This is a genomic window from uncultured Shewanella sp. (assembly GCF_947501225.1).
Lineage (GTDB): Bacteria > Pseudomonadota > Gammaproteobacteria > Enterobacterales > Shewanellaceae > Shewanella.
The window spans coordinates 20029-43105 of record NZ_CANMUW010000022.1 but is presented as its reverse complement, the minus strand read 5'-3'; the positions used below and the strand labels follow the sequence as shown (position 1 = coordinate 43105).

24 protein-coding genes are annotated in these 23077 nt (G+C 48.9%); 16 read left to right on the top strand and 8 right to left on the bottom strand.

Going from position 1 to position 23077, the window contains the following annotated elements; genetic code table 11:
* Positions 1 to 8 precede the first annotated feature (8 nt).
* The 3 genes from Q1B47_RS20170 (at position 9) to Q1B47_RS20160 (ending at position 1909) form a co-directional block, all read left to right on the top strand.
* Positions 9 to 686 carry a DMSO/selenate family reductase complex B subunit gene (locus tag Q1B47_RS20170; protein WP_299797982.1) on the top strand — a complete coding sequence of 226 codons (678 nt, stop codon included), beginning with the start codon at positions 9 to 11 and terminating at the stop codon, positions 684 to 686.
* 76 nt (positions 687 to 762) lie between these two features.
* Positions 763 to 1422, top strand: a complete 660-nt coding sequence (locus tag Q1B47_RS20165) for a molecular chaperone TorD family protein (RefSeq protein WP_299797979.1) — start codon at positions 763 to 765, stop codon at positions 1420 to 1422.
* 10 nt (positions 1423 to 1432) lie between these two features.
* Positions 1433 to 1909, top strand: a complete 477-nt coding sequence (locus Q1B47_RS20160; protein ID WP_299797976.1) for a hypothetical protein — start codon at positions 1433 to 1435, stop codon at positions 1907 to 1909.
* 8 nt (positions 1910 to 1917) lie between these two features.
* Here Q1B47_RS20160 and Q1B47_RS20155 read toward each other — a convergent pair whose 3' ends face one another.
* Positions 1918 to 2355: an Lrp/AsnC family transcriptional regulator gene (locus Q1B47_RS20155; protein ID WP_299797973.1), complete on the bottom strand. Its 438-nt coding sequence runs from the start codon at positions 2353 to 2355 to the stop codon at positions 1918 to 1920.
* Positions 2356 to 2527: 172 nt separating this feature from the next.
* Here Q1B47_RS20155 and yjeH point away from each other — a divergent pair, with 172 nt between their 5' ends.
* Both yjeH and Q1B47_RS20145 read left to right on the top strand, forming a co-directional pair.
* Positions 2528 to 3793 (top strand): L-methionine/branched-chain amino acid transporter, encoded by a 1266-nt coding sequence (gene yjeH, locus Q1B47_RS20150; protein WP_299797971.1) that lies wholly within the window; start codon positions 2528 to 2530, stop codon positions 3791 to 3793.
* A 143-nt stretch (positions 3794 to 3936) separates the two neighbouring features.
* The gene (locus Q1B47_RS20145) at positions 3937 to 4707 is read left to right on the top strand and encodes a methyltransferase domain-containing protein (RefSeq protein ID WP_299797968.1); all 771 of its coding nucleotides are present in this window, start codon (positions 3937 to 3939) and stop codon (positions 4705 to 4707) included.
* Between the two features lie 42 nt (positions 4708 to 4749).
* Here Q1B47_RS20145 and Q1B47_RS20140 read toward each other — a convergent pair whose 3' ends face one another.
* Entirely contained in the window at positions 4750 to 5202 is a 453-nt protein-coding gene (locus Q1B47_RS20140; RefSeq protein WP_299797965.1) for a TerB family tellurite resistance protein, read from the bottom strand.
* 112 nt (positions 5203 to 5314) lie between these two features.
* Positions 5315 to 5833, bottom strand: coding sequence for a DUF2780 domain-containing protein (locus tag Q1B47_RS20135; RefSeq protein ID WP_299798046.1), 519 nt, complete (start codon positions 5831 to 5833; stop codon positions 5315 to 5317).
* A gap of 184 nt (positions 5834 to 6017) precedes the next feature.
* Between Q1B47_RS20135 and Q1B47_RS20130 the strand changes: the two genes are divergently transcribed.
* The 3 genes from Q1B47_RS20130 to Q1B47_RS20120 all read left to right on the top strand — a co-directional run bounded on the left by Q1B47_RS20130 (position 6018) and on the right by Q1B47_RS20120 (position 9629).
* Positions 6018 to 6731: a hypothetical protein gene (locus tag Q1B47_RS20130; protein WP_299797962.1), complete on the top strand. Its 714-nt coding sequence runs from the start codon at positions 6018 to 6020 to the stop codon at positions 6729 to 6731.
* 110 nt (positions 6732 to 6841) lie between these two features.
* Positions 6842 to 8266 (top strand): DUF4145 domain-containing protein, encoded by a 1425-nt coding sequence (locus Q1B47_RS20125; RefSeq protein WP_299797959.1) that lies wholly within the window; start codon positions 6842 to 6844, stop codon positions 8264 to 8266.
* A gap of 106 nt (positions 8267 to 8372) precedes the next feature.
* A complete protein-coding gene (locus Q1B47_RS20120) occupies positions 8373 to 9629 on the top strand; it encodes a hypothetical protein (protein WP_299797956.1) in 1257 nt (418 codons plus the stop codon).
* A gap of 113 nt (positions 9630 to 9742) precedes the next feature.
* On the opposite strand, the gene Q1B47_RS20115 is transcribed toward Q1B47_RS20120, so the two are convergent.
* Together Q1B47_RS20115 and Q1B47_RS20110 are read right to left on the bottom strand one after the other, a co-directional pair.
* Positions 9743 to 10087, bottom strand: coding sequence for a hypothetical protein (locus tag Q1B47_RS20115; protein WP_299797953.1), 345 nt, complete (start codon positions 10085 to 10087; stop codon positions 9743 to 9745).
* Between the two features lie 180 nt (positions 10088 to 10267).
* Positions 10268 to 11230 carry a LysR substrate-binding domain-containing protein gene (locus tag Q1B47_RS20110; protein ID WP_299798043.1) on the bottom strand — a complete coding sequence of 321 codons (963 nt, stop codon included), beginning with the start codon at positions 11228 to 11230 and terminating at the stop codon, positions 10268 to 10270.
* Positions 11231 to 11338: 108 nt separating this feature from the next.
* Between Q1B47_RS20110 and Q1B47_RS20105 the strand changes: the two genes are divergently transcribed.
* Entirely contained in the window at positions 11339 to 12541 is a 1203-nt protein-coding gene (locus Q1B47_RS20105) for a multidrug effflux MFS transporter (RefSeq protein WP_299797950.1), read from the top strand.
* Positions 12542 to 12648: 107 nt separating this feature from the next.
* Here the strand turns inward: Q1B47_RS20105 and Q1B47_RS20100 are convergent, their stop codons facing one another.
* Entirely contained in the window at positions 12649 to 13527 is an 879-nt protein-coding gene (locus tag Q1B47_RS20100) for a putative porin (RefSeq protein ID WP_299797947.1), read from the bottom strand.
* Positions 13528 to 13748: 221 nt separating this feature from the next.
* Here Q1B47_RS20100 and Q1B47_RS20095 point away from each other — a divergent pair, with 221 nt between their 5' ends.
* Positions 13749 to 14342, top strand: coding sequence for a tRNA-uridine aminocarboxypropyltransferase (locus Q1B47_RS20095; protein ID WP_299798040.1), 594 nt, complete (start codon positions 13749 to 13751; stop codon positions 14340 to 14342).
* Positions 14343 to 14603: 261 nt separating this feature from the next.
* Here Q1B47_RS20095 and Q1B47_RS20090 read toward each other — a convergent pair whose 3' ends face one another.
* The gene (locus Q1B47_RS20090; protein ID WP_299797945.1) at positions 14604 to 16715 is read right to left on the bottom strand and encodes an EAL domain-containing protein; all 2112 of its coding nucleotides are present in this window, start codon (positions 16713 to 16715) and stop codon (positions 14604 to 14606) included.
* 281 nt (positions 16716 to 16996) lie between these two features.
* Between Q1B47_RS20090 and Q1B47_RS20085 the strand changes: the two genes are divergently transcribed.
* Positions 16997 to 17356, top strand: coding sequence for a hypothetical protein (locus Q1B47_RS20085; RefSeq protein ID WP_299797943.1), 360 nt, complete (start codon positions 16997 to 16999; stop codon positions 17354 to 17356).
* Between the two features lie 37 nt (positions 17357 to 17393).
* Positions 17394 to 18029, top strand: coding sequence for a class I SAM-dependent methyltransferase (locus Q1B47_RS20080; protein ID WP_299797941.1), 636 nt, complete (start codon positions 17394 to 17396; stop codon positions 18027 to 18029).
* A 67-nt stretch (positions 18030 to 18096) separates the two neighbouring features.
* Here Q1B47_RS20080 and Q1B47_RS20075 read toward each other — a convergent pair whose 3' ends face one another.
* Positions 18097 to 18768: a flagellar brake domain-containing protein gene (locus Q1B47_RS20075; protein ID WP_299797939.1), complete on the bottom strand. Its 672-nt coding sequence runs from the start codon at positions 18766 to 18768 to the stop codon at positions 18097 to 18099.
* A gap of 267 nt (positions 18769 to 19035) precedes the next feature.
* Between Q1B47_RS20075 and Q1B47_RS20070 the strand changes: the two genes are divergently transcribed.
* From Q1B47_RS20070 to Q1B47_RS20055, 4 genes are all read left to right on the top strand, one after another.
* Positions 19036 to 20367 (top strand): pitrilysin family protein, encoded by a 1332-nt coding sequence (locus Q1B47_RS20070; RefSeq protein ID WP_299797936.1) that lies wholly within the window; start codon positions 19036 to 19038, stop codon positions 20365 to 20367.
* Entirely contained in the window at positions 20364 to 21806 is a 1443-nt protein-coding gene (locus Q1B47_RS20065; protein WP_299797933.1) for a pitrilysin family protein, read from the top strand. The genes Q1B47_RS20070 and Q1B47_RS20065 overlap by 4 nt, the downstream gene beginning before the upstream one ends.
* Positions 21807 to 21951: 145 nt before the next feature.
* A complete protein-coding gene (locus tag Q1B47_RS20060) occupies positions 21952 to 22518 on the top strand; it encodes a hypothetical protein (RefSeq protein ID WP_299797930.1) in 567 nt (188 codons plus the stop codon).
* Positions 22475 to 23005, top strand: a complete 531-nt coding sequence (locus Q1B47_RS20055) for a hypothetical protein (RefSeq protein WP_299797928.1) — start codon at positions 22475 to 22477, stop codon at positions 23003 to 23005. The genes Q1B47_RS20060 and Q1B47_RS20055 overlap by 44 nt, the downstream gene beginning before the upstream one ends.
* Positions 23006 to 23077 lie beyond the last annotated feature (72 nt).

The following is a 23077-nucleotide window of genomic DNA, read 5'->3' as shown; positions in this document are numbered from 1 at the left end:
AGTTAATTATGACTCAACCGACTCAATATGGTTTTTATGTAGACAGCACTAAATGCAGTGGTTGTAAGGCGTGTCATGTGTCTTGCAAAGACCGTCAAAGCAACAAAATTCGCAATAACAGCAATCCGGAGGGGAATGCTCTACCTGCTTTGGAGGGGGTAACCTGGCGCCGCGTGTATGAGTATGGTGGCGGGGAGTGGACCAAGGGTAACAACGGCTGTTTTGAGCAAAATGTATTTGCTTATTACATGTCTATCGGCTGTAACCACTGCTCTGAGCCGGTATGCGTTAAAGCCTGCCCTACAGGGGCCATGCATAAGCGTCGTGAAGATGGTCTGGTTCACGTGGCTCAAGAGCTGTGTATCGGTTGTGAGAGCTGTGCACGAGCTTGTCCTTATGATGCGCCGCAGATTGATCGCGAGCGTAAGGTGATGACTAAGTGTGACGGCTGTTTTGAGCGCATCGCAGAGGGTCGTAAGCCTGTATGTGTCGAGTCTTGTCCGCTACGTGCATTGGACTTCGATACTATGGATAACCTGCGCGCTAAATATGGTGATGGAGACGGTCATATTGCTCCGCTGCCATCACCTTCAATCACCTCTCCTAACCTGATCATCAAGGCTAATGTCAACGGCCGTCCGGCGGGTAGTGGCGAAGGACAGATCTTAAACTTGTCAGAAGTTTAATTTTAAGCCGGTTCATACATGGTTGAACCGTATCAGGCGCCCACCGGGCGCCTTTAATCTGTATATTGGGTCTATTATGCCATCAATCAACACATTCGATTTTCAAGCCGGTCAAGGCGTTGCACGTATTCTGCATAACACTTTACTCAGCTACCCAACCGATGAGTTATTAAATAGCTTTAAGCAATTTGACGTCGCAGAGACCTGGCCTGGGTTCGGTCAATCGAGTGCCAACCAAACGGGAAGAGCGGCACTGAGTCAATATCTGTCAGAGTATTCGGCTGAACGGCTCGATGAGTTGAAACTCGATTATGGTCAGCTGTTTTTCGGTCCCGAAGAGCCCAAAGCCATGCCTTGGGGTTCGGTGTATCTGGGAGAGGAGCTGCTACTCAATGACAAGTCCACACTCGAGTTGTTAGCCTTCTATAAGCAGCAAGGGATCGATTTTGAGTTGGAGTATAATCAGCCTCAGGACCACATCGCCCTGTTTTTTGGTGTGATAGACCAGCTTCTGGGCTTGTTAGTCGTAAATCCCGATGATGAGTCCGTTCGTAGAACAGTGAGTGTGCTACTGCAGCATCATATGTTGCCCTGGTCCCACCGCTGCTTCGAACTTGCCATCGAACATTCTCAAACCGATTTCTATCGTGGTATTGCTCATCTGGCACTGGATTTTCAGACGGTACTGGCAGAGGTTTTTCAGGTGATCCCAATGCCGGTGCGTTTATACCGATAAAGAGGTTGAGATGGGTGTGATTAAGGCATTTGGGCAGCAGCATGCAAAAGCCGAGTGTGCTTACCTGCTGCAGGGTTATTTAAGTCAGGATATCGAGGTGTGCGAGCTGTTCACCGGTGCCACTAACATGACTACCGTGGTAAACCTTGTCGCCGCGTTGAGCTATCGGGAGGGAGATGAGCGTTTTACCCTGACCTCACTCGACGATGCACTGCTGTTTGACCTGCTGTTCGATAGTTTTCATCTGCTGTTTATCAAAGAGGTTCAGCACGGCACTTTAAATCAGGCCGAGCATCTTATTCTGCGACTGGCTCAACATTATGCGGCGAAGCTTGAATCAGGATCTGTAACTGAAGAAAAAAAACAAGTTCAGTCGGAAGGTGATATTGAGCTTGGCAATAAAATAAAGCAGGTGCTTATCGCATCGTCTCAATTGGATCATCTATATCTGCAAAGACGAGAACAGCAGAGTAATATGGGGCGTTAATTTGATTCTCAGCCTTGATTATCTATCCATTCGCTGAGTACTACGTGGGTTTTTATCTTGATGATATCAGTCTGTGCATCGATATATTCACGTATCTCATGTAGCCTTCTCATCGAACTTGCCTGCACATAGACAAGTAGATCCATATCGCCGGTAATGCCGCGGCAGGTCACGACTTCGGGAATGTTCTGAAACACATGTACTACGTCGGCGCATCTGGGACACTGGTGCTGAATCTCGAAGTAGGCCGATACCCCCTCTTTTTGAGACTCACTGAGCAGAACCTGGTAGCCCCTGATCACGCCGTTATGCTCCATTTTTTTTATCCGCTCGGAAACTGCAGAGCGTGACAGGCTGACGGCATCGGCGATATGAGAGATGCTTTGTCGGGCATTTTGTCTGAGCTCTGCGATGATCGCGTTATCAAATTTATCTAATTTGTCCAAGATCTGTTCCCCATTCTCGTGGTGACAATATTGTTGGCCGACATTATGATGGTATTGGTGTCTATTGCCGACATTATGGCGGTTCATGCTGTGTTTGTGCGGGTTAACAACGGCAGCTTGTATGTTTGTTAACATTTATACTTAGGCTATCAATATCACTGTAGTAGTACAAATGAATCATATAAAAGGCACTATAGGGCGCTGGCAGGGCGCAGGTCTGATGGCCACCACTTTGTTGGGAACCGGCGTTTTTATTCTTCCACAGATGACAATCGCTACCGCAGGCAGCGGGGCCTTGCTTGCCTGGTTGCTGCTGACTTTGGCGATTATTCCGGTGACACTCGTTTTTGGTCGACTCGCGAGTGTGTTTCCCCATGCAGCGGGTCCGGCCTACTTTGTGGAGAAAGCATTTGGGCGAACGGCGGGACGGACCATAGGTCTCATTTTTCTGTTGGTCGTGCCTCTGGGTGCACCTGCTGCCATATTAATGACCTTCCAATTTGTAAATGCGCTTGTTCCTCTGTCCGGTTGGGGTCAACTAGGGGCTGAGATGGGGCTGCTAGTCCTGCTTTTTCTGCTTAATTTCAGAGGCATCCATATATCGGCCAAGCTACAGTTTGCCTTAACCTTGGCGATTGTAAGTGTCGTAGTACTGATGTGTGGTGCCGGAGGGATGAATATCGGCAAGCTCGGGGATTTTGTCTCAGGGAGCTCGACCGACTCGACCATGGTACTGGCTGCCGCAGGGATAGCCTTCTGGAGCTTCCTGGGGGTTGAGGCCATGACACACCTGGCTAACGATTTTAAGGATCCCGGTAAAGATATGATCCCGGCGATGATGATCGGCACAGTGCTGGTGGGGTTGGTGTACATTGCCTGCAGCGCACTGCTCTTGTTGACATCATCTGAACCTGAATCTGGGCTGGCTATGGTGAGTGCTTTCGATACTCTTCTCGGAGGGTTTGGCGCAGAGGTTATCGGTGTTCTTGGCATTGCCGGAGGCTTGGCCACCGTAAACGTGTACACGGCGAGCGTGTCCCGGCTCATCTGGAGTTTTAGCCGGGAGGGAATATTGCCGCGTTATTTCGATTCATTAAACTCCCATAGTGTACCGGTAAGGTCACTTAGTGCGGTACTGTTGGCTATGGCTTGCGTGATAGTGCTGACTCATATCTCCGGCCAGGAGCTTGAGCACCTTATTGCCTGGAGTAATGGCGTGTTTGTTATCATCTATCTGGCCTCCATGCTTGCCGCAGCTAAGCTGTTGAGCAAAAAGTATCTGCCCTTGGTGTGCCTAAGTAGCGTTTTTTGCGTCATGTTAGGCGTCGCTCTCGCTGAGAGCATGTTATATGCCATCGTTCTGATCCTGCTGTTGGCGCCACTGCTTTGGTGGCAAAAGCTACACCTTGCCCGTAACGAGATCGTCTCAATGAGCTAGTGCCACCCTTGGTGGCTGTATATATCCTGAATAGTCACCTTGCAGCTTCACAGGCATATCGAATTAATTTCTTACAAATAGTTCATCTTAGCCCTATGAGTTAGGGCTATCATTTTAAAGATATTATTTTGAAGGGAGCTCAAATGAAGTTAATTAAAGGGATTTTATTTACGCTTTCACTGCTTGGTTTCAGCTCGGCTTCGTCGGCCCGTCAGGCGTTAACCTACGACATCTACCACCTTGCGGTTCAGTCTCAATCCCGTCTGGAACGGGATATTAAAAGAGATGCGACTCGTCACCCCAAAGAGGTGTTGGCCTTCTTTGAGATAGAGCAGGGGCAAACCATATTAGATCTCTTTTCCGGAGGTGGTTACTATTCTGAACTTATCTCCTATGTTGTCGGGCCTAAGGGGAAAGTGATCGCTCACAACAACCAAGCCTACCTCCCTTTCGCTAAGGAAGATCTCGATGAGCGGCGTTATGCCACCAGACTGCCTAATGTGACGACTCTGTTGAGTGAGGCCAATGACCTTGATTTGGCAGCCGGCTATTTCGACAGGGTGTTTTATATTCTGGGTTTCCATGACATCTATTACCGCGATGAAACCTGGCCGGAGATAGATGATGAGAAATTGATCGCCAAGCTGTTTCATAGCCTGAAACCGGGAGGAATAGTGGCGATAATCGATCATGATGCTATGCCCGGAACCGGTCTGGAGACGGCACAAGCGTTTCATCGATTATCATCAGAACACGTTATTAAAAAGATGACTCAGGCGGGCTTTATACTGACCGATAGCGCCGAAATTCTGAAGAATGAGGCTGATCCTCTTACCATCTCAGTATTCGATAAGGCTATCAGGGGCAAGACGAGCCGTTACATGTTGAAATTTACAAAGCCGCAGCTCCACTGAACCAGGATGAATCTGAGACCGGTTAAACGGGAGGGGGAGTGTTCAGCGCTGGCTCTCTATGGCCAGATTACGCATCTGAATGAGTTCGCTATGCTTAAGGTGAAGCAGGTCTGATGTGCGGCGAATGATCTGATCTTCATATCGACATAGCTGACCGTCGGCGTAGGCGAGCTTCCACATGGCCAGGATTAGTTTCTGTTTCTGCTCTATGCTGCACTGCCTGTTGATCTCACTGGTGAACTCATACAGTGAAGTCGAGCTTCCCTGTATCTTTTTCGCCTCCTCTATCAGCTCCTCAGCCTCGGCTTGAGTCAACGACAGCGCCGAGGTTAACAGTGCCGGCAGTAGCTTAGCCTCCTCGTCTGATAGTGTCTCATCGGCAAATACGACCTCTAACAGTAAACTCACCGCGGCCAAATTAAGCTGACGAGCTTGCTCTTCCGGCGACACGGCTTGCGAGTGAGAGCTCAGAAACTTTTTTAATTTCGCGATCATGAGTAGGTTACCGTTAATAATCTTCAGTTAAAGCATACAAGGTTAGAGTCGCAGAAGGGGGAAGAGTTCACTTTACCTGATGATGACAGCTGAAAAGTGAACTCCGAAGAGGTTATAGGATGGCGCCTAACCCCTGTATCAGTAGATCTGTGGTGCCACTTTCGGCGTTGGCATCCAGATAACCTTTGACAATCTCTATCATAGGAACCGCCAGCTCCTTTGAGATCCCAAGCTTCTCGAAGGCGTCATAGATCTGTGCACCGCCTTGCAGCGATGCTCCCAGATCGCCGGCTTGAGAAAGAAGTCCGGAGAGACCAGAGTCACCATCGAGAACCGGAGCCGCAGAGAGCAGGCTGTCCATGTTTGGAATGGCGCCGGCAATAGGGCCGAAATCATCACTGCCCAGGGTCGATTGTGCCAGAGAGAATAAGCTTCCCAAACCACCCTCAGCCTGAGCCTGGTTGAGCCCGAGTTGTGACATCACACTGCCAACAAGATCGTTATTCTGGGTTTGAATGACCTGAGGCTTCGTCTCCTCTTTTGATGTCAGAGAGTCAAACCAACCTGCCGTTGCAGGTGAGCTTATCATTAGTGTGCCGAGTAGTACGCCTGTCACAGCAGATAGTTTCATCATTAGCCTTCCGGTGGTGAATTAATCCGAATATTGCGAGTATTCTAGCTTTTTTAACAAAAACATTGCAGCTTTTTTACGATAGATAGCTCACCAAATGTCCATTTCTTCTGTGCAAAAAATATGAAACTTGGGTATTCTATTGGCCCTATTGTCTTATTTAATTTATTAATTGGAAACGCGCATGTCATTGTCCGCGATATTTACCGAAGCATATAACTTCTTTCGCAATCATATTAGTCAGTTAGCTGCTCTTACCGTTCCTATTTTATTTATTCAGGTGGGTATCCAACTTTGGTTGGGTATGGAGATGGCGAACGCAGACCTGGAAAACCCTCAGTTTGGTGCGCTGCATATGGCGGCCGTGATGGCGCTGTTACTGGTATTTTCTCTGTTGATCGCATCTTTAACCCTCTTCATGGAGATACGCTCACAGGGACACGATGCGAATACGGGGCTTATTCTTAAAACGAGTCTCAGTTTCGTACCTCCTCTGCTGCTGGCCGGGGTATTCTCCGGTTTAGCTATCTTAGCGCCCGTTATGCTTTTTGCCGCATTCGGTCCGCTATGGCTGGTGGGACTGGTCATCAGTATCTACGTTTTCGCCCGATTGGCTTATGTGAACTTTATGGTGGTTGTCGAGCGACTGACGCCTCTGGAAGCGATAAAGGGGAGCTTTAAGTTCAGCGGCCCTATCGCATTCAAAACCTTGTTGGTTCTGATGCTCTATATCCCGATCTCTTTGATAGGTGGCACGTTTTCCGCAGCCGCACAAAGCGTCGGATTCCCGCTTCAGTTGATTGTCGAAGTCTTCGTTGCCTTCATCGGCCTTTTCGTCAACGTTGCCCTGTTCCGCTTATATATGGTTTCTCGTCCTAAAGTGGAAGAGCAGGCCTAAGCTGAAAAACCTCTCTGGCTCAGATAACAGACAAGAGTACCTGAGCCAGAGATCTGCAAGTTTCCAGTAACTCGTTAGAGTTGGCATGCTCACTGTTCGGAGTCACCGCTGTGCTTACTGATGTCGAATTCGTTACTCAATTTTCAGCTGAGCTGGGTCATGATTACACAGTGGCCAAAAGCTATGTCCGGGATGTTCCTACCCAAGCCCTGCTGCAGATCCGTAGTTTTACGCATAAGTTAACCGAACTGCTGGCTCAGCCTGAGGGGATAAGCTTCGATAGTCCTAACCTGTACGACAGGATCGAAACGCTTAACCGGAACCGTGTGATCAATGTGCGCACGACCAGAGCGCTGCACAAGTTGCGTGGCGACGGAAATCGTGGTGCGCATCCGGAAAAGTATCACCTGACATCTGAACAGTTGCTGGCGTTGAGTGAAAAGTCGATAGAGAAGCTGCTGAATCTGGTCGAGTCTCTGTTTGTTCAGGTCACCGGTAACTCTCTTCCCGAATACCGCTTCGAACCCTTCGACTCATTTGCCGGACGGGATCTCTGTTACCGGGCTGTGATGGAGTCAGATCCTCAGGCGCAATACCTGGTCGGTATGTCACTTAAGACTAAGGCTTTGATGCAGCGTGAGCAGGAGCAGGCGCTAGCCGAACTGGAGCAAGAGCCCGAATCCCGGAAGAGTCTCTCCGATAGCACATTTAAAAAAGCCGAGTACTGGTTCTCTCAAGCTGCCGACAGTAATATGGATGCGCTCTATGAATCCGGCGTAGCCCTGATTCATGGCTATAGCGGTAAGGTAGATGTTGCTGCCGGTGAGCAAGCAATTGCCACAGCCGCGGCAGCCAATGTGGCCAATGCCATGGCGCTGCTGGGGTACTTCTATCTGGCCGGTGGACAGAGCATTAATCCCGATAGCGAAAAGGCTAAATATTATCTCCAACAGGCTGCGGATCTTGAGCAATCAGAAGCGATAGCCAACTTAGGTGTCCTGTTTTATCAGCAGGGCAACCTTGAACAGGCAAAGCATTTTATCGCGAAGGCGGCTCAGGCTGGATTTCCCCACGCTCAATATCATCTGGCTTTAATGCTGGCTCGTGGTGAGGGTTGTGATGTCGATAAGATTGCCAGTGAGCAGTGGATGGCCGAGGCCGCGGAACAGGGGCAGATAGATGCCATGCTCGCCCGGGCACAATCTATGCTGAATGACGATAACGCCTTCGGTTGCGATCTTTCTCAGGCAGAGCTGTACCTGCGACAAGCGATTAAATATGGTCACAGTGTTCCTGCCATGGTTGAGTTGAGTATCGCCCTTGCCGACGGTATGTTGGGGAAAATTGATGTGGTGGGTTCTGCCGCCCTGCTGAAGTTGGCTCGTGAGCGGGGGAATGCCCAGGAACTGGCAGTGATAGAGCCTTTGTGGGAGTCACTGTCACTCCAAATCGACAACGTATTATCTATGACAGATAGCAAGGAGGAGTTAGCCTCTCTGCAACGTGCAAAAGAGTTACTCTCCTGGCCGGCTTAGTTTAGATACATTGTAAGTACACCTGACCGTATCGATTCCCTGGATATAAATATGCACTTTGCATGCAATATGCAAAATGATAGCATTGTTCATTTATGATCTGTGAATGGACATGACTTTGCCTACCGCAACTCAAGCAGTAAATAACCGACTCAATGATCTGGCCCAGTCCTATGTAAAACTAGTGCTGGCCGTCGGTATGCATGATCCCCTCTATGTAGACGCCTATTATGGCCCTGAAGTATGGCGCAAGGAGTGCGGGCTTTCTTCCCTAGAAGCGCTGAGAGTCGAGGCTCAGGCGCTGCTTAGTGCGTTAGATGAGGTCGCGCTGCAGAATGTAGCCGACAAGCTCATACTTCGGCATCAATTCCTTAGAAAACAAGTTGACTCCATTGGGTATTTTATTCGTCGCCTGTTGGGGGAGAGGAGTAGCTTCGCTCATGAGTCGATAGGCTTATACGATACTCAGGCTAATAAATTCAGTCTGGAATATTATGAGTCGGTATTGCGGGAGTTAGCCGAATTATTGCCTGGGGAAGAGGGGGTAGCGGGGCGCTTCGAAGCGTTCAGATCCGGTTTCATCGTACCTCAGGATAAGGTGCCGTTAGTGTTCGAGGCGGCGGTTGAGAAGGCAAGGGCGCTCACCGCCGTTCATATCTCCCTGCCCGAGAGTGAAAGTTTCAGCATCGAATTCGTCAATGATAAGATCTGGACGGCATACAACTGGTATCAGGGAGACTATCAGAGCCTGATACAGCTCAATCAAGATCAACCTCTCTATATTGAGCGCTGTCTCGAGCTGGCCAGTCATGAAGGCTATCCGGGTCATCATCTGTTTAACCTGCTGCAGGAACAGAGTTTAGTCAGAGGTGAGCAGTGGATCGAATATGCCATCTACCCTCTCTATAGTCCTATCTCATTCTTGTCAGAGGGTAGCGCTAACTACGGATTGCGCCTGCTCATGGCAGAAGATGAAGTGATCGAGTTCGAACGTGATGAGCTGATGCCGTTAGCCGGTATAGAGGGAGATATTGAGCAGTACCATAGGGTGCTCAGCTGCTATAAGAAGTTATCCTACCTGGATAATCTGGTCTGTGAGCAGTTAACCGATGGCCATATATCCGTGAAGAGTGCCGAATCTCTGCTCCGGGATTATGGCTTATATAGTGAGTCACGGGCCAGACAGAGAGTTAAGTTTTTTCTCTCTAATCGTGCCTATGTGATTAATTATAATCACGGTGAAGAGAGTGTGGCGCGCTGGGTGGAGAGGGGGGGCAATGCTACACCTGCTGAGCGCTGGCAACGATTTGGAGCTTTGCTGAGAAGGCCACTGACCGCATCGCAATTTACCGGTTTAGAGTGAGTCGGCAGCAGTGAGAGGCAAGCGTTATTTCAGTTGTAGGCCATAAGCCAGCTAAACTAAAAACGCCTGCCGAGGCAAGCGTTTGTGCGGGTAAATAACGGCATAACCGGTTATTAGCTGGGGTCGTGTTCGAAGGTACGTCCCTGGTGGGGAGTTGGCTGAGGACGCCCACTGCTAAATGGACGCTCTCTGAATATTTGAGGCTCTCTCTCTACCTCTCCCTGCTTTGTTCCGTAGGCGCCCTGTTCCTGCTGGCGAAAGCGTGCGAGCTGCCTCTTAAGGAATAAACGTCCGAATAAGCTCAGTAAAATAAAGCTGACTGCACCGATAAGCAACACAAAAGGAAGCGCTATCAGTGTGAGTGTAATCACGGCCAGACCTATAGCGAAAGCCATCCAGCCTTTAACACCTGAGAATCTTGTCTGGAAGGGTGATTGCTGAAATTGACTGTAGATCATAAAAACTCCAAAAAATAGTCTGAAACTTAGTCTGCATATTTATTGACCTCAGATCACGTTAAATTCAGTTAATCTTGGGCTGAAAATGTAACAGATTGTCTTCAATGCCTCTGAAGTCGTGTTCAGAGGCGATGAATATCCTATGATACGGTATGGATGATTAATGCAGGCTGAATAGCCTTATATACTACTGAAGGCATCGGCAACACTCCTGCAGATGGTTTCCCGTATCCATCTATGTCCGGGCTCGTCATTATTTCGCTCATGCCATAGCAGTACATAGGCCAGGGGAATAAATTCAAAAGGTAGTGGCAGCTCAACCAGTGGGTATAACTTCTTTGCGTGACGAGCGAAGCTTGAGGGGACGGTAAAGATCAGATCGCTGTGGGCACAGACGCTTGCTGCACCGTAAAAGTCCGGTACTGTAGTGGATATGCGTCGGTGCTGTCCCTGCTCTGCCAGGTGATAATCTAACGCCCACCAGTCATTTCCCTCACAGCGAACCTGTACATGTGACATCTCCAGATAGACTTCCAGATTCCAGTTGCCTGTGCTGATGGCAGATAGGATAGGGTGCTCCTCTCTGACCAGGCATATTTGATGATCGGTAAAGAGTAGCTGGTGGGCAATGCCGTCGGGAAGGTGATCGAGGTGAACGTTTGATTGGGGGTGGAGATCGCGCCCGGCAATACCAAAATCGACCTGACCTTTTTGCAGATCTTGTATCGATCTCCCCATCCAATCATAGCTATCCAGCCTTAAGTTAGGCGCATTGCTGAGTAATGGCCCGATAAAGTTGGGCAGTAGAGTCTCATAGGCACTCTCGACCATAGCAAAGGAGAATTGGCGATCGCTGCTCGCAGGTGTAAAACTGGGTGGCTGTGTCAGTTGTGACAGGTTTTCCAACAGGCTTGGCAGCTTATCGCTGAGCTGTACTGCGTGAGCTGTGGGTTTTAAACCATGGGCGGTACGAACAAAGAGTGGATCACCCAATGTTTCCCGCATACGGCTCAGGCTTTTGCTCAGTGCCGATTGGCTCAGGTGTAATCGATTCGCCGCACGGGTGACACTCTGCTCTTCGAGTAGCACTTGCAGAATAACTAACAGGTTAAGATCGATTCTGGCCAGATCATTCAGGTGCATAGATATTCCTACAGGGAAATTCAGTTCTGAAATCATACCATTTCTGTTCATAACTTGCCTGAGATAAAATAGCAGCCATAGAATAACGTTCCAAAATAGAGAGAAATCATGCGTCGAAACCTGTTACCCGTCTTAATGTCTATGGTTATATTGAGCCCCTTAGCCATCGATATTTACCTGCCATCTATGCCAACCATGGCTGCCGAATTTTCGGTGTCGGCAAGTGAGGTGCAGTCGACACTGGTACTCTTTCTATTCGCTATGGGAGTCGGGCAGATAGTCATCGGCCCGTTGGCCGATAGATTTGGTCGTCGTCCCATCGCCCTCGGTGGTATCTTGCTCTACATCTCCAGCAGTATACTCGCGGCTGTCGCCATGGAGTTTCATTGGTTACAGATTGCCAGGGTACTGCAGGGCCTGGCGGCGTGTTCAACGTCGATTGTGGTCTTCAGCGCCGTGCGTGATTGCTTCACGCCAAAAGAGAGCGCCCGCTATTACAGTTACCTGAACGGTGTCATCTGTGTGATCCCGGCGCTAGCTCCCACATTAGGTGGTCTGTTGGCGCTGCAGTTTGGTTGGCGTTCTACCTTTGTCTTTATGATGCTTTACGCCATCGTTATGATGATCTTAGTCGGATATCGCCTGCCTGAGACTCGTCCGGCGAATACTGTGACCACGGGGCCGCTATACCGTTGGTCTCGTTACAAGCCCGTTATCATAGAGCCACACTTTCTTTTCTACGCCTTCTCATGCATGGCGGGTATGGCCGCGATTCTGAGTTATGTCTCATACGCGCCTGTTTGGATTATCGAAACCTTAGGCATGTCAGAGCTGACATTCAGCGGATTATTCGGCCTCAATGCCGGGGTGAATATCATCGCCTGTTTCGCGGCTCCCTTGATTATCACTAAGCTGGGTAATCGTCCCACGGTAATCGTGGCACTAACCACCATGCTGGTGTCGGCCATCATGCAGGTACTGTTGCAGCAGTGGGGACCGGCAACCGGGTTGCCTGCCGCATTAAGCTTTATGTTACCTATGATGTTGCTCTGTATCGGCTTCGCCCTGCTGCTTGGCCCGGCAACCAGCATGGCTCTGGCAGCATTCGGTGAGCGAGCGGGTACCGCAACGGCTATCCTGGGCTTTATCCAGATGAGTGGCGCATCGCTACTTACCGGCTTAGTACAGCAGACAGATCTAACCGCGCCCTATGCCGTAGCATTCGTGATGGGCACTTTGGCTATCACCCTGCTGACCATGATGGCGATGCCCCGCTTCGATAACTGGCATCAGGAGCAGCATGCTCATTGATTTTGAAAGGATTCTGGAAACTAGAACCTGAACACCCCCTTGCCCGTCGACTGCTGACCACAGCTGGCGGGCATTTTTTATGGGGTTAAATTTGGTGGGCTTGAAGCTTAGAAGCGACCATTTATGCCTATTGCGGCAAAAACACCATCGACATCGGGCTCTAACTGTTTAGAGAGATTAAATTTCGCGGAAATTCCATCGGTTAGGCGTAGGGTGTAGGCCGTGTTAATGCCGTAGGGGTCGTCCCAGTCGCTGTCGAACGTGGTCGCATAGGTAGCGCCGACAGACCAGGAGCGGGTGATATACCAATCTACGGCAACACTTAAGTTATCCGATGAGTCAGAAGAACGGTACTCATCACTTGCAGAGATCCCTTTGAAATCATCAGAGGAGTGGCTATACAGTCCGGAGAGTAAGATCCCCTGACCAGATGAGAGGGGAAGATAGCTCTTAACGCCTACTCCATAAGAAGTTGTATCGACTTCGGATTTTAAAACATCACCCATTGAGTCCAGATAATGCAGCTTTGTTTTATTTTCAGACTTGCCATAATTGAAAAATACAGAGGAGGTAGCGTTAAAGTAGTAACCCAGTGTGACTCCGTACGCATCTGTTTCACTCTTGGTGATGGCGTAGTCCGAATCTGCATTTTGATAACGGGCGCCAATGTACCACTTCTCTGCGAAGAGATACTCACCCTCGATAGCATAAGTCGTGATATCAAAATCACTATTTAGCTTACTGTAGTAGCCTCCTAAATGTGAAGTCTGTGCGAGAAACCCACTCAAGGCGTAGGGTACGCTATCCTGGCTGACCGGGGTGAAGTAGTATCGATACTGCCCGTTCCATACTCCATCTGAAAAGCTTTCGCTGGAAGCGGCATAGTTGACTTCGGCTTCATGTTGGTAGGCTGTATCTTGAACGGCGTAGATGTTTGTAGAGGTAAGCCCTAAGAGTACGGCTAGTGTTAGGGTTGTTTTGTTCATTTCTCTTCCTTGTGTTTTGTGAACTCAGGAAGGCTGAAATGTGGATGGCATCAATAATCACTGTCATCCATAATCTGATATTTTAAGTAAGAACAATCGGTTGCCTTCCTGGCGCTCAAACTATAACCGTTATCGGTTGGCTAAGTAAATAGTATAAGAGTCTTTATTCTATATCGGGTTGAGATACACTATAGATATTGATCTTATTGTCCGAGAAGCCTGTGTCCCGTCCCATCTGTCCTGAATGTCATTATCCGCTCAAGGCCTGCCTGTGTGAGAGTATCGAACCTATGCAGGTATCGACCGAGCTGATTGTGTTGCAAGATCCAAGTGAAGTGGGGCATGCAAAGAACAGTGTGCGTCTGCTCGAGTTGGTTATTCAGGATACTCGGGTGTATGTGGGCGAGGTTCCCGACGACTTTGCCCAGCTGCGCCAGCATCTTGAGCAAAGCGTAAAACCTGTATACCTGGTTTATCCTTCTGATCAGAGTCAGGATGTGGAGAGTGTCAGTTTCGAAAAGGATGTGGTTCTGCTCTTTCTCGATGGCACCTGGAGAAAAGCCTATAAACTACTGCAGCTCAATCCCTGGTTACAGGCGTTTCCCGCCCTGCATCTGAATCTTGAGTCGGCTTCAAACTATAAGATCCGCAAAGCGAGCCGGGCAGATAGCCTGTCGACACTGGAGGCCGCGGCTATGATGGTGAAAACCATCGAGCCGGAGCAGGAGGTGTCGCCTTTGACAAATGCATTAAATGCAATGGTAAATCAAAGGATTAGTTCTATGCCCGCTTCTGTAAGAAAACGGTATGAATGATAGATTTCCTGTTTTGTGACGAATATCAGCAATATCTGAATAAAACAATATTTAGATCACGCAAATCATTGATGAAATAGGTTTTAATGTGCGCGAATCATCTGTACTACAGGTGGTGTGAAAGCTGTGTTGGTATGCTGTCCATGCAGGGAGGCAGTGCCGGCTATTTGCCGGTATCGGCACAGCTTTCACTCTAACTCTCTTTCCCTCTTAGCTCTGCACTCTAAGCTATTATTTAGAATAGATTCGTGGATTATCTATCTAATAATTGGTCGAGAAGTTATCGGGGGTGAATCTGGCGGCCTCTTTAGGGTGGCCGAAGAAGTAACCCTGTCCAAAGCCTTTGCCCATCTTCTTCAGTATCTCTTTCTGCTGTTTAGTTTCGATACCCTCCACAACAAAGCTGATGTCCAGTGCCTGGGCAAGCTTTATCATGGCTTGGCACAGCTCCTTACCTTGGGGCTCACTGAGCCTGCGGGCAAAACCGGCGTCGATCTTTAAACTGTCGATAGGGAGGCTGCCTAACTTACTGAGAGATGAGAGGCCGGCACCGAAATCATCGATTGCGATGCTTATGCCCTTGCTCTTCAGTGTGGTCAGGGTCTTTCTGACCCTCTCCGGTTGCCTGAGCAGTGCCAACTCTGTGATCTCCAGAACCAGGGCGTTAGCCGGCAGCTTACTGTAACTCAGTGCGTCGGTGACCTGCTGCACAAAGTCCGGGTGCTCTAACTGCATAGGCGAAACATTAACACATGCTTTTAACTCCGGAGCATGCTGGCTTCGCCACTGCGCGACCTGCAGACAGGCTTGTTTTAGTACCCACTGCCCTATGGTGATAAGCAGTCCGGCCTCCTCCAGCAGTGGCACGAAATCCGTGGCGTTGAGTATCTCACCATCGGGTTTCTGCCAACGAAGCAGGGCTTCGGCACCAATCACCGAGTCACACTCGAGGTTGACGATCACCTGATAGGCGAGGGAGAACTGCTTGAGGTTGTGAGCGTGGCGAAGCTCACTGAGTATCGTCAGTTTCAGCTCGGCCTCTTCATGCATGGAGTTATTGTAAAAGAGCACGTGTTCCGGGCTCTGTTTAGCGCTATACATGGCCGTATCAGCAAGGCTGAGTAGCTTATTGGCTTCTGTGCTGTGCTGCGGGAATAGTGCTATTCCAATACTGGTTCCCAGGTAAAGTTTTTGGTCATCAATCTCAAATGGCGCCTCGAACAGAGACATTATCTGTCGGGAGATATCCTCCACCTCTTGATGATCGCTGCAGTCTCGCAGAACCAGAGTAAATTCATCTCCGCCTAGTCTGGCTATATCTGCCTTCTCAATGCAGCTGGCTTCCAGTCTGGCCGAGACAAGCTGCAGTACCTTATCGCCTGTGGCATGGCCGAAACAGTCGTTAATATTCTTGAAGCCATTGAGGTCCAGAAACATCAAAGCGCCCATCTTGCCGGGTGTCTCTTCGATCTCCAGCAGTGCCTGGTTCAGTAGTAATTTCAGGTGATGCCTGTTGGGTAAGCCTGTGAGTGTGTCAAACATGGCCTGCTCGGTCAGTTTTGCCTCCAGTTTCTTCTTTGTGCTGATATCACTGAAAATGGTGACATAGTAGACCCGTTCATCGGCGATGATCTTCCGGCAACTCTTCCAGGCGGGAAACTCTGTACCATCGGATCTCTGTTTCCATACCTCACCTTGCCAATTTCCACGCTCATCGAGCGCGTTATTGTGTTCCAACTCCTCAGCAGGGGTATGCCTCCTGAGATCGATAACCTCGGCATTTTTATGCAGCAGTTGGTCAGCACTATAACCGCAGATTCGGCACATCGCCTTATTTACGGCGATAATTGTATGTTCGGCATCTGTAATGTAGGCCGCCTCGGCGCTATCTTCCAGTGTGATAGAGAGTAGTGCCTTGGGCAGCGTATCGAAACCATTGTTCGCACTCTCGCGGCTTCTGCTACGTCGGTTTGAGGGCTCGAATAGTGCAACAATGACCGGGCTGCCATCGAGTTCAAACGGAAACAGCGATATCCTGGTGGGCAGCTCAGTGCCCTGCTGGCTCAAGTGAAGCCAGTTGAACTCAGTGACGCTCCCCTCCAATGCATGGCGCATCATCTGCTGGGCATATTCGATACTGTTTCGACCCGAAGATTGAATGCGGGGAGAGAAGTCATAGGGGGTGGCGTCGACGAAGTTATCCGTTTGAGTCTGAAAGTAGGCGAGCGTGAGAGGGTTGGCACCGATAAAATGGTAGCCTCGGATGATGGCCAGGGGCAGGGCGTTGGGTTGTTGCTGCCAAGCCTGAAGCTTCTGGGACAGACTCGGCCTGTCAGAACTCAGCTTAGATAATAAATGTGACCAGTGGTCCATCCTGATACTCCCCTGTCGTAAATCCCTGTTTCCAGCCTGGCCTTAAACTCGGCTAAAAATGCATTTTACATATAGTTAAAAGGCATTTGTCGTGTTAAAAATAACCTGATTTAAGTTTTGACTCAAATCTGAAAGGGTATTTTGTAATAAATAACCGATATTTAGGCCGAATCCAGGCTTTTTACCGTTTTTTTCTGGCATAGTGGTTAGGGGCTGTTTAATCATCAGGTTAGCAAAGTTAACCATGAGACTCATGATCTGAGCCAATTGAGGAGAGTTAGATGGTGTTTTCACTGAGTTCGAAACGTTGGGGGGGGATCCTGATAAGCGGGATGCTCTTTACGCTCGTCTCTGTTTCAGTTCAGGCCTCAGATAAGAGGAGTCTGACAGATAGGGCCGATGACGCGAGAAAGCAATCGAAAACGATCGAGCAGGAACAGTTACAAAAAGCCAGAGATGCCGCCAATGAGACTCAGAGCCGGGAGAGAGAGGTTTTAAAAAGGCAAGAGTCGGCAGATTGGGAGTCCGAACAGGTTGAAAAGGCCCGGCAGGATTTTAATGAGCGCGAGTCCCGGGAGCAGAGGTATCTCAGAGAGGCGAAAGAGGCTGCATCTAAAGAGCGAAAGCTTCCTAAGCCATGATGATGCCATGTACACACGGTAAGAGCCGGGAGGTTACTTGAACGCTTGCCCCCTTTGCGGGAGAGCTTCTCTTCTCTCTTTTTATCAAGATAGATGCAGATCGTATCTCAGGTGTGACAATTGCCATTTAGTCCTTGTCCCTCCTGAGTTTCTTCTCAGCGTCGAAGCGGAAAAAGCTGTCTACGATCAACATCAGAACGACCCTGCTGACGAGAACTATCGCCGCTTCTTATCCCGGGTCTTTGACCCGCTTATTTCGCAACTCCCCAAAGGAGCCAGAGGCCTGGACTATGGATGTGGTCCGGGACCGACCATAAGTGTGATGGCAAGGGAGAGTGGATTGTCGGTGAGTAATTATGATCTTTACTACCAGAATACACCTGAGGTGTTGGAGCATAGTTATGACTTTATCACCATAACTGAAGTGATTGAACATGTCGCCGATGCTAAAGGCTTGCTGGTACTTCTGAATGATCTACTTCGTCCCGGTGGCATTCTGGCTGTGATGACATCCAGGGTGGGAGATGAAGACACCTTTGGCCAATGGCACTATAAGAACGATCCGACTCATATTCGTTTCTACTCTATAGAAACATTTGAGTGGATCGCCCGTTATTTCGACTGGCAATTAGAGGTTGTCGATAAGGATGTGGTGTTTTTTTATAAGAAGTGACACCTTCGCCTGCTTCACTCTCTCAAAATTTAGCTTTAATTCCCGGAGAGCTCAACGCCGATGAATACTATTTTGGCTGTTGCAACAGGTGATTCAGTATCACCTTTTGAACAAAGGTTTCAGTCTCACTCTTTTCATCACTCAGCTCAAATCCGTACTGTCCCCGCATTTTGCCATAGTCAATGTCCTGAATATTCTTGATGGTGATAGGGATAGACATAGGTTCTGCCTCTTGCAGAACCTGAACTCGCAACAGGCACTTTGTATCTACGTTTATCTCCTGAAGTATCTTACCTACGAAGGCTCCGCCGTTAATAGAGATATTGCTTAACTGTCCCGATGAAAGAGGTTGGCTCTGCTCAAGGTCACCGGAATCCTCCACTGGGGGGATTTGAATGCTGGCTTCCAGATTGATAGCGATTCTTGAATGCTGCCTCAGGGCAACTTTTTGCAGTGCCTTAGGGTAGTCGATAATTAGCCAAGGCTCGGTACTGGTGAGTAACTTCCTGATAGAGCTGCGAAAAGCAAGAATATTAGCATCGGGCTCATCACTGTTTACGAGACGAACAATAATTGGCTGACCAGGCTTGAGAAATTTTTTGGCTTCCTGCCAACAGTTATCGGAGCCTAAAGCGAAAATAATTGAACGATGTGGATCGACGCCGATGAGGCGTGTTCTGAGCCTGATGGGCTGACCCGGCGTTACCACCTGAATCGTGACCTCAGTATTGCAAGGCATACTATTCAAATAAGAAAATTCGTAACTAGTTGAACTTCCCACCAATTATCTCCTATTTTTATTCATTGTCAGTATGATATTGCGATTGTGGTTCTTCATTATAACTAATGCCGGTTGCATTAGCTTACAAAGATTTTATGCTCCGGGGGTTGAAATTATTGTCTATTTAACCTCTTATAATTGCTTTGATTTTAACCTTATATGTTGGGCTATGCTCTCTATCGGTTAAAGTAATTTAATTGTCTGCTCATTTAGAAGGAGCTAAAAATGATCCGAAGATTATTGGCGCTGGTCATGGCCGTGGGGTTCATGATGACCTCGCTGGCGACTCAGGCGACGCAAGTAGAAGATATCAAGAGCTTTACGCTTGATAATGGCATGAAAATAATGGTCTTGGAAGATGCATCGATTCCAAATGCCAACATGTATCTTTTCTGGAAGGTGGGATCCAGAAACGAGGTGCCAGGCATCACAGGCATCTCCCACTTTTTCGAGCACATGATGTTCAATGGGGCAAAAAAGTATGGTCCTAAGATGTTTGACCGTACCATGGAGGCTGCCGGTGGAGCTAACAATGCCTATACCACGGAGAATATCACGGTTTACACCGATTGGTTTCCGGCCAATGCATTAGAGACCATATTCGATCTGGAGGCTGACAGAATTGCCGATCTGGATATCAATGAGAAGATGGTGGAGAGTGAGCGCGGCGTGGTTGCGTCTGAGCGTACTACCGGTCTTGAAAACTCTAATTGGCGAACAATTCAGGAGGAGATAAAAGGGGCAGCGTTCCGGGCACATCCCTATAGCTGGTCGGTGATCGGCCATGAATCAGATATCGCGGCTTGGACGTTAGATGACTTAGTTCAATACCACAAAACCTACTATGCGCCTAACAATGCCGTGGTTGTGATAGCCGGTGATGTAAAACTTAATGAGGTCAAGGCCCTCGCAGACAAGTATTTTGCACCAATTCCGGCTCAAGCTCCGCCAAAAGAGGTGAAGACGGTGGAGCCGCTACAAAAAGGCGAGCGTCGGGTATATGTGCATAAAGCATCGGTGAGCACACCCAATGTTATGTTGGCATACCATGTGCCATCCACATCTCATGAGGACTACTATGCGTTAGACCTGCTCTCTTCGGTGTTAAGCACAGGTAATAGTTCCCGCCTTTATCAGTCACTGGTTGAAAAGCAGGTTGCGATAGAGGTGGAAACTTATCTTCCGATGACTTTCGACCCTAACCTCTTCTATGTCATGGGGGTGGCAAATCCCGGGATCACGGCAACCGAGCTGGAGAAGGGGCTGATAACTGAAGTTAACAGGATTGCCCGTGAAGGTGTCACTGAGCAGGAGCTGCAGAAAGTAAAGAATATTAAGCTGATGAACTTCTACCGTTCGATGGAAACGATAAACGGAAAAGCGAATACCTTAGGAACCTACGAGCTTTACTTCGGGAGTTTTGAGAAGCTGTTTAATGCGCCACAAGCTTATGAAAAGGTGACGCCGGCCGATCTGCAACGTGTTGCACAAACCTATCTGCGTCGCTCAAATCGAACCGTTGCCGTATTAGCCGCCATAGAGGAGACAGATGAATGAAAACCTTAACTCATCTATCAAAAAGCTCAAATAAGCTTATTGCTGCCATTTTTGTCGCGGGCATGACTCTGACCGGTTGTGCCACTCAATCGGTATCTACACCGGTAGATACCGGTAGTTTCAGCATGCCAGCCTACGAGCAGTTTAAGCTTGAAAATGGCTTAACTGTCTATTTAATGCCGCAAAAAGAGGTGCCTTTAATCACGGTGAATGCGGTGGTGCGTGCCGGTGCCGTGAATGATACGACCTCAGGTGTCGCTGCAATGACCGCGCAAAGCTTGCTTCTGGGTGCCGGTGGTAAGTCCAAAAGTGATATCGAACAGATGGTCGATTTTCTCGGTGCCTCTATCTATGCCGACGCGGGGAAGGAGGGGAGCTACATAGGTGCCGATTTCATGGCTAAAGACAGTGATAAGATGCTGCCCCTGATCCAGAGTTTATTGTTATCACCTGACTTCGATGCCGCCGAGTTCGATAAGTTACGCCAAAGGGAGATCGCCGGGTTATCACAGGCCAAGGAGAGCCCCCGTGCGGTGATAAGTCGTTATTTTGATAAGCTTATCTATGGTGCACACCCATACGGCAATGCGACATCGGGCAATAGCGATTCGTTAGCCGAGCTCAATATCTCACAATTGAGGGCGTTTCATAAGAGCTTTTACCAGCCGACTAACACCGCGATTAGTATCGTAGGTGATTTTGACGCTCAGCAGATGAAGTCCAGCTTGAATCAGTTATTTGGTCACTGGGAAAATAGTGAAGAGATCGTCTCGCCGATGCTTAAATCCGGTCAGCCGGAGCTTAAGCACAGTCAGGTATTGTTGGTGGATAAGAGTGATGCCATAGAAACCACTTTCCTTATTGGTGGTAAGGGGATCTCACGTGACAATAGCGACTATGTCGGTCTGAAGGTGATAAATACCATCCTCGGTGGACGTTTCACCTCTTGGCTGAATGATGAGTTGCGGGTTAATGCCGGCTTGACCTACGGGGCTCGTTCCGGGTTTGTTCCTTACTCTGAAGGCGGCATATTCAGAATAAGCACCTTTACGAAAACAGAGACGACCAAAGAGGCAATAGACCTGGCGCTGAAGACCTATGCGCGTCTCTGGGAGCAGGGGGTGGATCAACAGACATTGGACTCTGCGAAGGCCTATGTGAAGGGGCAGTTCCCGCCAAAGTTCGAAACCAGTGGCCAACTTGCAGGCTTGCTATCTGACATGTACCTGTATGGTTTCGATGATGCGTTTATCAATGACTTTCAGTCGAAAGTCGATGGCCTGACTCTGGCCGAAGCGCAGCGGTTGGTTAGCACCTACTTCCCTCAGGAAAACCTGCAATATGTGCTTATCGGTAATGCTGACAAGATAGCGCCGATTGCTGCCGAATATGGTGATGTAACCCGCATCGGTATCAAGGCCGTAGGTTTTGGAGGATAGGTAAGCAGGCTCCGGGGCTGTATAGCCCCGGAGACTTGAATCCTGCTGTTTACCAGTGCCGTATCATTCGGCAACTTTCTTTCTCCTGTTCTACACTTTATACCGATCGGTATTATGCAGAGAATTAAGGACAAGGAAGGTCAACATGGTTTTGAGTCAGGTAATGGCTGGTAATGAAAGCAGAGATATTCATCGCAGCGATGATGCCGTGGATTGGTGCCATATCCAGGAGAGTCTCAAGATCTTACTGTTAGCCATGGCACAAATTGAGTTGTCGTTGACCGACGGCGAGCATAATGTCACTGAGTTAGGCTCGCTATTCACCAAGATGGCCAAACACCTGGATGGGGTGAACTCTTATCTGTCACAACAGGCCGATACCCCCGCCGAGATCACCTCTCACGGGGAGGATCTTGCCGCTTCGATCAATGAAGGAGTGGTCGCCTTTCAATTTTATGACCGGGTCTCCCAGCGTCTTCAACATGTCATCATGGGGCTGGCATTGATGGAGGAGGTGTTAAACAGCAAGCAGTTGCGAATATCGCCGGATGCATGGAAAAAGCTACAGCAAGAGATACAGCAAAGCTATTCACTTGATTGTGAGAGAAAAATGTTCGATCTTGTACTTCAAGGCACGCCAATTCACGAGGCATTGAAACTCTATCGAGATGAAAATCAGTCAGCTAAAGAAGATGATATCGAGCTGTTTTAAGTACAGCTTATTCTTATTAATCCCCTCTTTATCTTATGCCGATAAGGCCCGCTTCGGTGATTTCTGCCGGTCGATGGCGGGACAATGGCAGGGAACCTCGGCAAAATTAAAACAGCCGCCAATTCAGACCTCAGTCAGTGCAATTTGCTCGGCAGACGGGCGACAGCTACTGCTCTCTGTCAGCCGTAGTGCAAGGCACCCCTTCAGTGAAACCTGGTGGTTCAGAGAGCGCGGAGAGTCTACCTATCTTATCTACTTCGATGGGGTGGAAGAGGATAAGAGCCAGAGTTTTAGCCTGTATCAACAAAACGGGAGTTATTCACTGCTGGGGGAGGGGAAGCTGGATAAGCGTCCCGCATTAATTCAATTGAGGTTTGAAGCAAAAGATAAGGGGTGGATCTGGCTGCAAAATGTTCAATATCTCGACGATGATACCGATCGTTACCTCTTCTATCGCGGCATCGAGATGATGCCGCCAGCGCATTAATCATTAGTATTGCTGAGCTACGAGCTACGAGCTACGAGCTACGAGCTACGAGCTACGAGCTACGAGCTACGA

Bases quoted from the DNA above. Each gene is read 5' to 3' on its own strand.
- Q1B47_RS20170 (WP_299797982.1), top strand. From the start codon at position 9: ATGACTCAACCGACTCAATATGGTTTTTATGTAGACAGCACTAAATGC.
- Q1B47_RS20165 (WP_299797979.1), top strand. From the start codon at position 763: ATGCCATCAATCAACACATTCGATTTTCAAGCCGGTCAAGGCGTTGCA.
- Q1B47_RS20160 (WP_299797976.1), top strand. From the start codon at position 1,433: ATGGGTGTGATTAAGGCATTTGGGCAGCAGCATGCAAAAGCCGAGTGT.
- yjeH (WP_299797971.1), top strand. From the start codon at position 2,528: ATGAATCATATAAAAGGCACTATAGGGCGCTGGCAGGGCGCAGGTCTG.
- Q1B47_RS20145 (WP_299797968.1), top strand. From the start codon at position 3,937: ATGAAGTTAATTAAAGGGATTTTATTTACGCTTTCACTGCTTGGTTTC.
- Q1B47_RS20140 (WP_299797965.1), bottom strand. From the start codon at position 5,202: ATGATCGCGAAATTAAAAAAGTTTCTGAGCTCTCACTCGCAAGCCGTG.
- Q1B47_RS20135 (WP_299798046.1), bottom strand. From the start codon at position 5,833: ATGAAACTATCTGCTGTGACAGGCGTACTACTCGGCACACTAATGATA.
- Q1B47_RS20130 (WP_299797962.1), top strand. From the start codon at position 6,018: ATGTCATTGTCCGCGATATTTACCGAAGCATATAACTTCTTTCGCAAT.
- Q1B47_RS20120 (WP_299797956.1), top strand. From the start codon at position 8,373: ATGGACATGACTTTGCCTACCGCAACTCAAGCAGTAAATAACCGACTC.
- Q1B47_RS20115 (WP_299797953.1), bottom strand. From the start codon at position 10,087: ATGATCTACAGTCAATTTCAGCAATCACCCTTCCAGACAAGATTCTCA.
- Q1B47_RS20110 (WP_299798043.1), bottom strand. From the start codon at position 11,230: ATGCACCTGAATGATCTGGCCAGAATCGATCTTAACCTGTTAGTTATT.
- Q1B47_RS20105 (WP_299797950.1), top strand. From the start codon at position 11,339: ATGCGTCGAAACCTGTTACCCGTCTTAATGTCTATGGTTATATTGAGC.
- Q1B47_RS20100 (WP_299797947.1), bottom strand. From the start codon at position 13,527: ATGAACAAAACAACCCTAACACTAGCCGTACTCTTAGGGCTTACCTCT.
- Q1B47_RS20090 (WP_299797945.1), bottom strand. From the start codon at position 16,715: ATGGACCACTGGTCACATTTATTATCTAAGCTGAGTTCTGACAGGCCG.
- Q1B47_RS20085 (WP_299797943.1), top strand. From the start codon at position 16,997: ATGGTGTTTTCACTGAGTTCGAAACGTTGGGGGGGGATCCTGATAAGC.
- Q1B47_RS20075 (WP_299797939.1), bottom strand. From the start codon at position 18,768: ATGCCTTGCAATACTGAGGTCACGATTCAGGTGGTAACGCCGGGTCAG.
- Q1B47_RS20070 (WP_299797936.1), top strand. From the start codon at position 19,036: ATGATCCGAAGATTATTGGCGCTGGTCATGGCCGTGGGGTTCATGATG.
- Q1B47_RS20065 (WP_299797933.1), top strand. From the start codon at position 20,364: ATGAAAACCTTAACTCATCTATCAAAAAGCTCAAATAAGCTTATTGCT.
- Q1B47_RS20060 (WP_299797930.1), top strand. From the start codon at position 21,952: ATGGTTTTGAGTCAGGTAATGGCTGGTAATGAAAGCAGAGATATTCAT.
- Q1B47_RS20055 (WP_299797928.1), top strand. From the start codon at position 22,475: ATGAAAATCAGTCAGCTAAAGAAGATGATATCGAGCTGTTTTAAGTAC.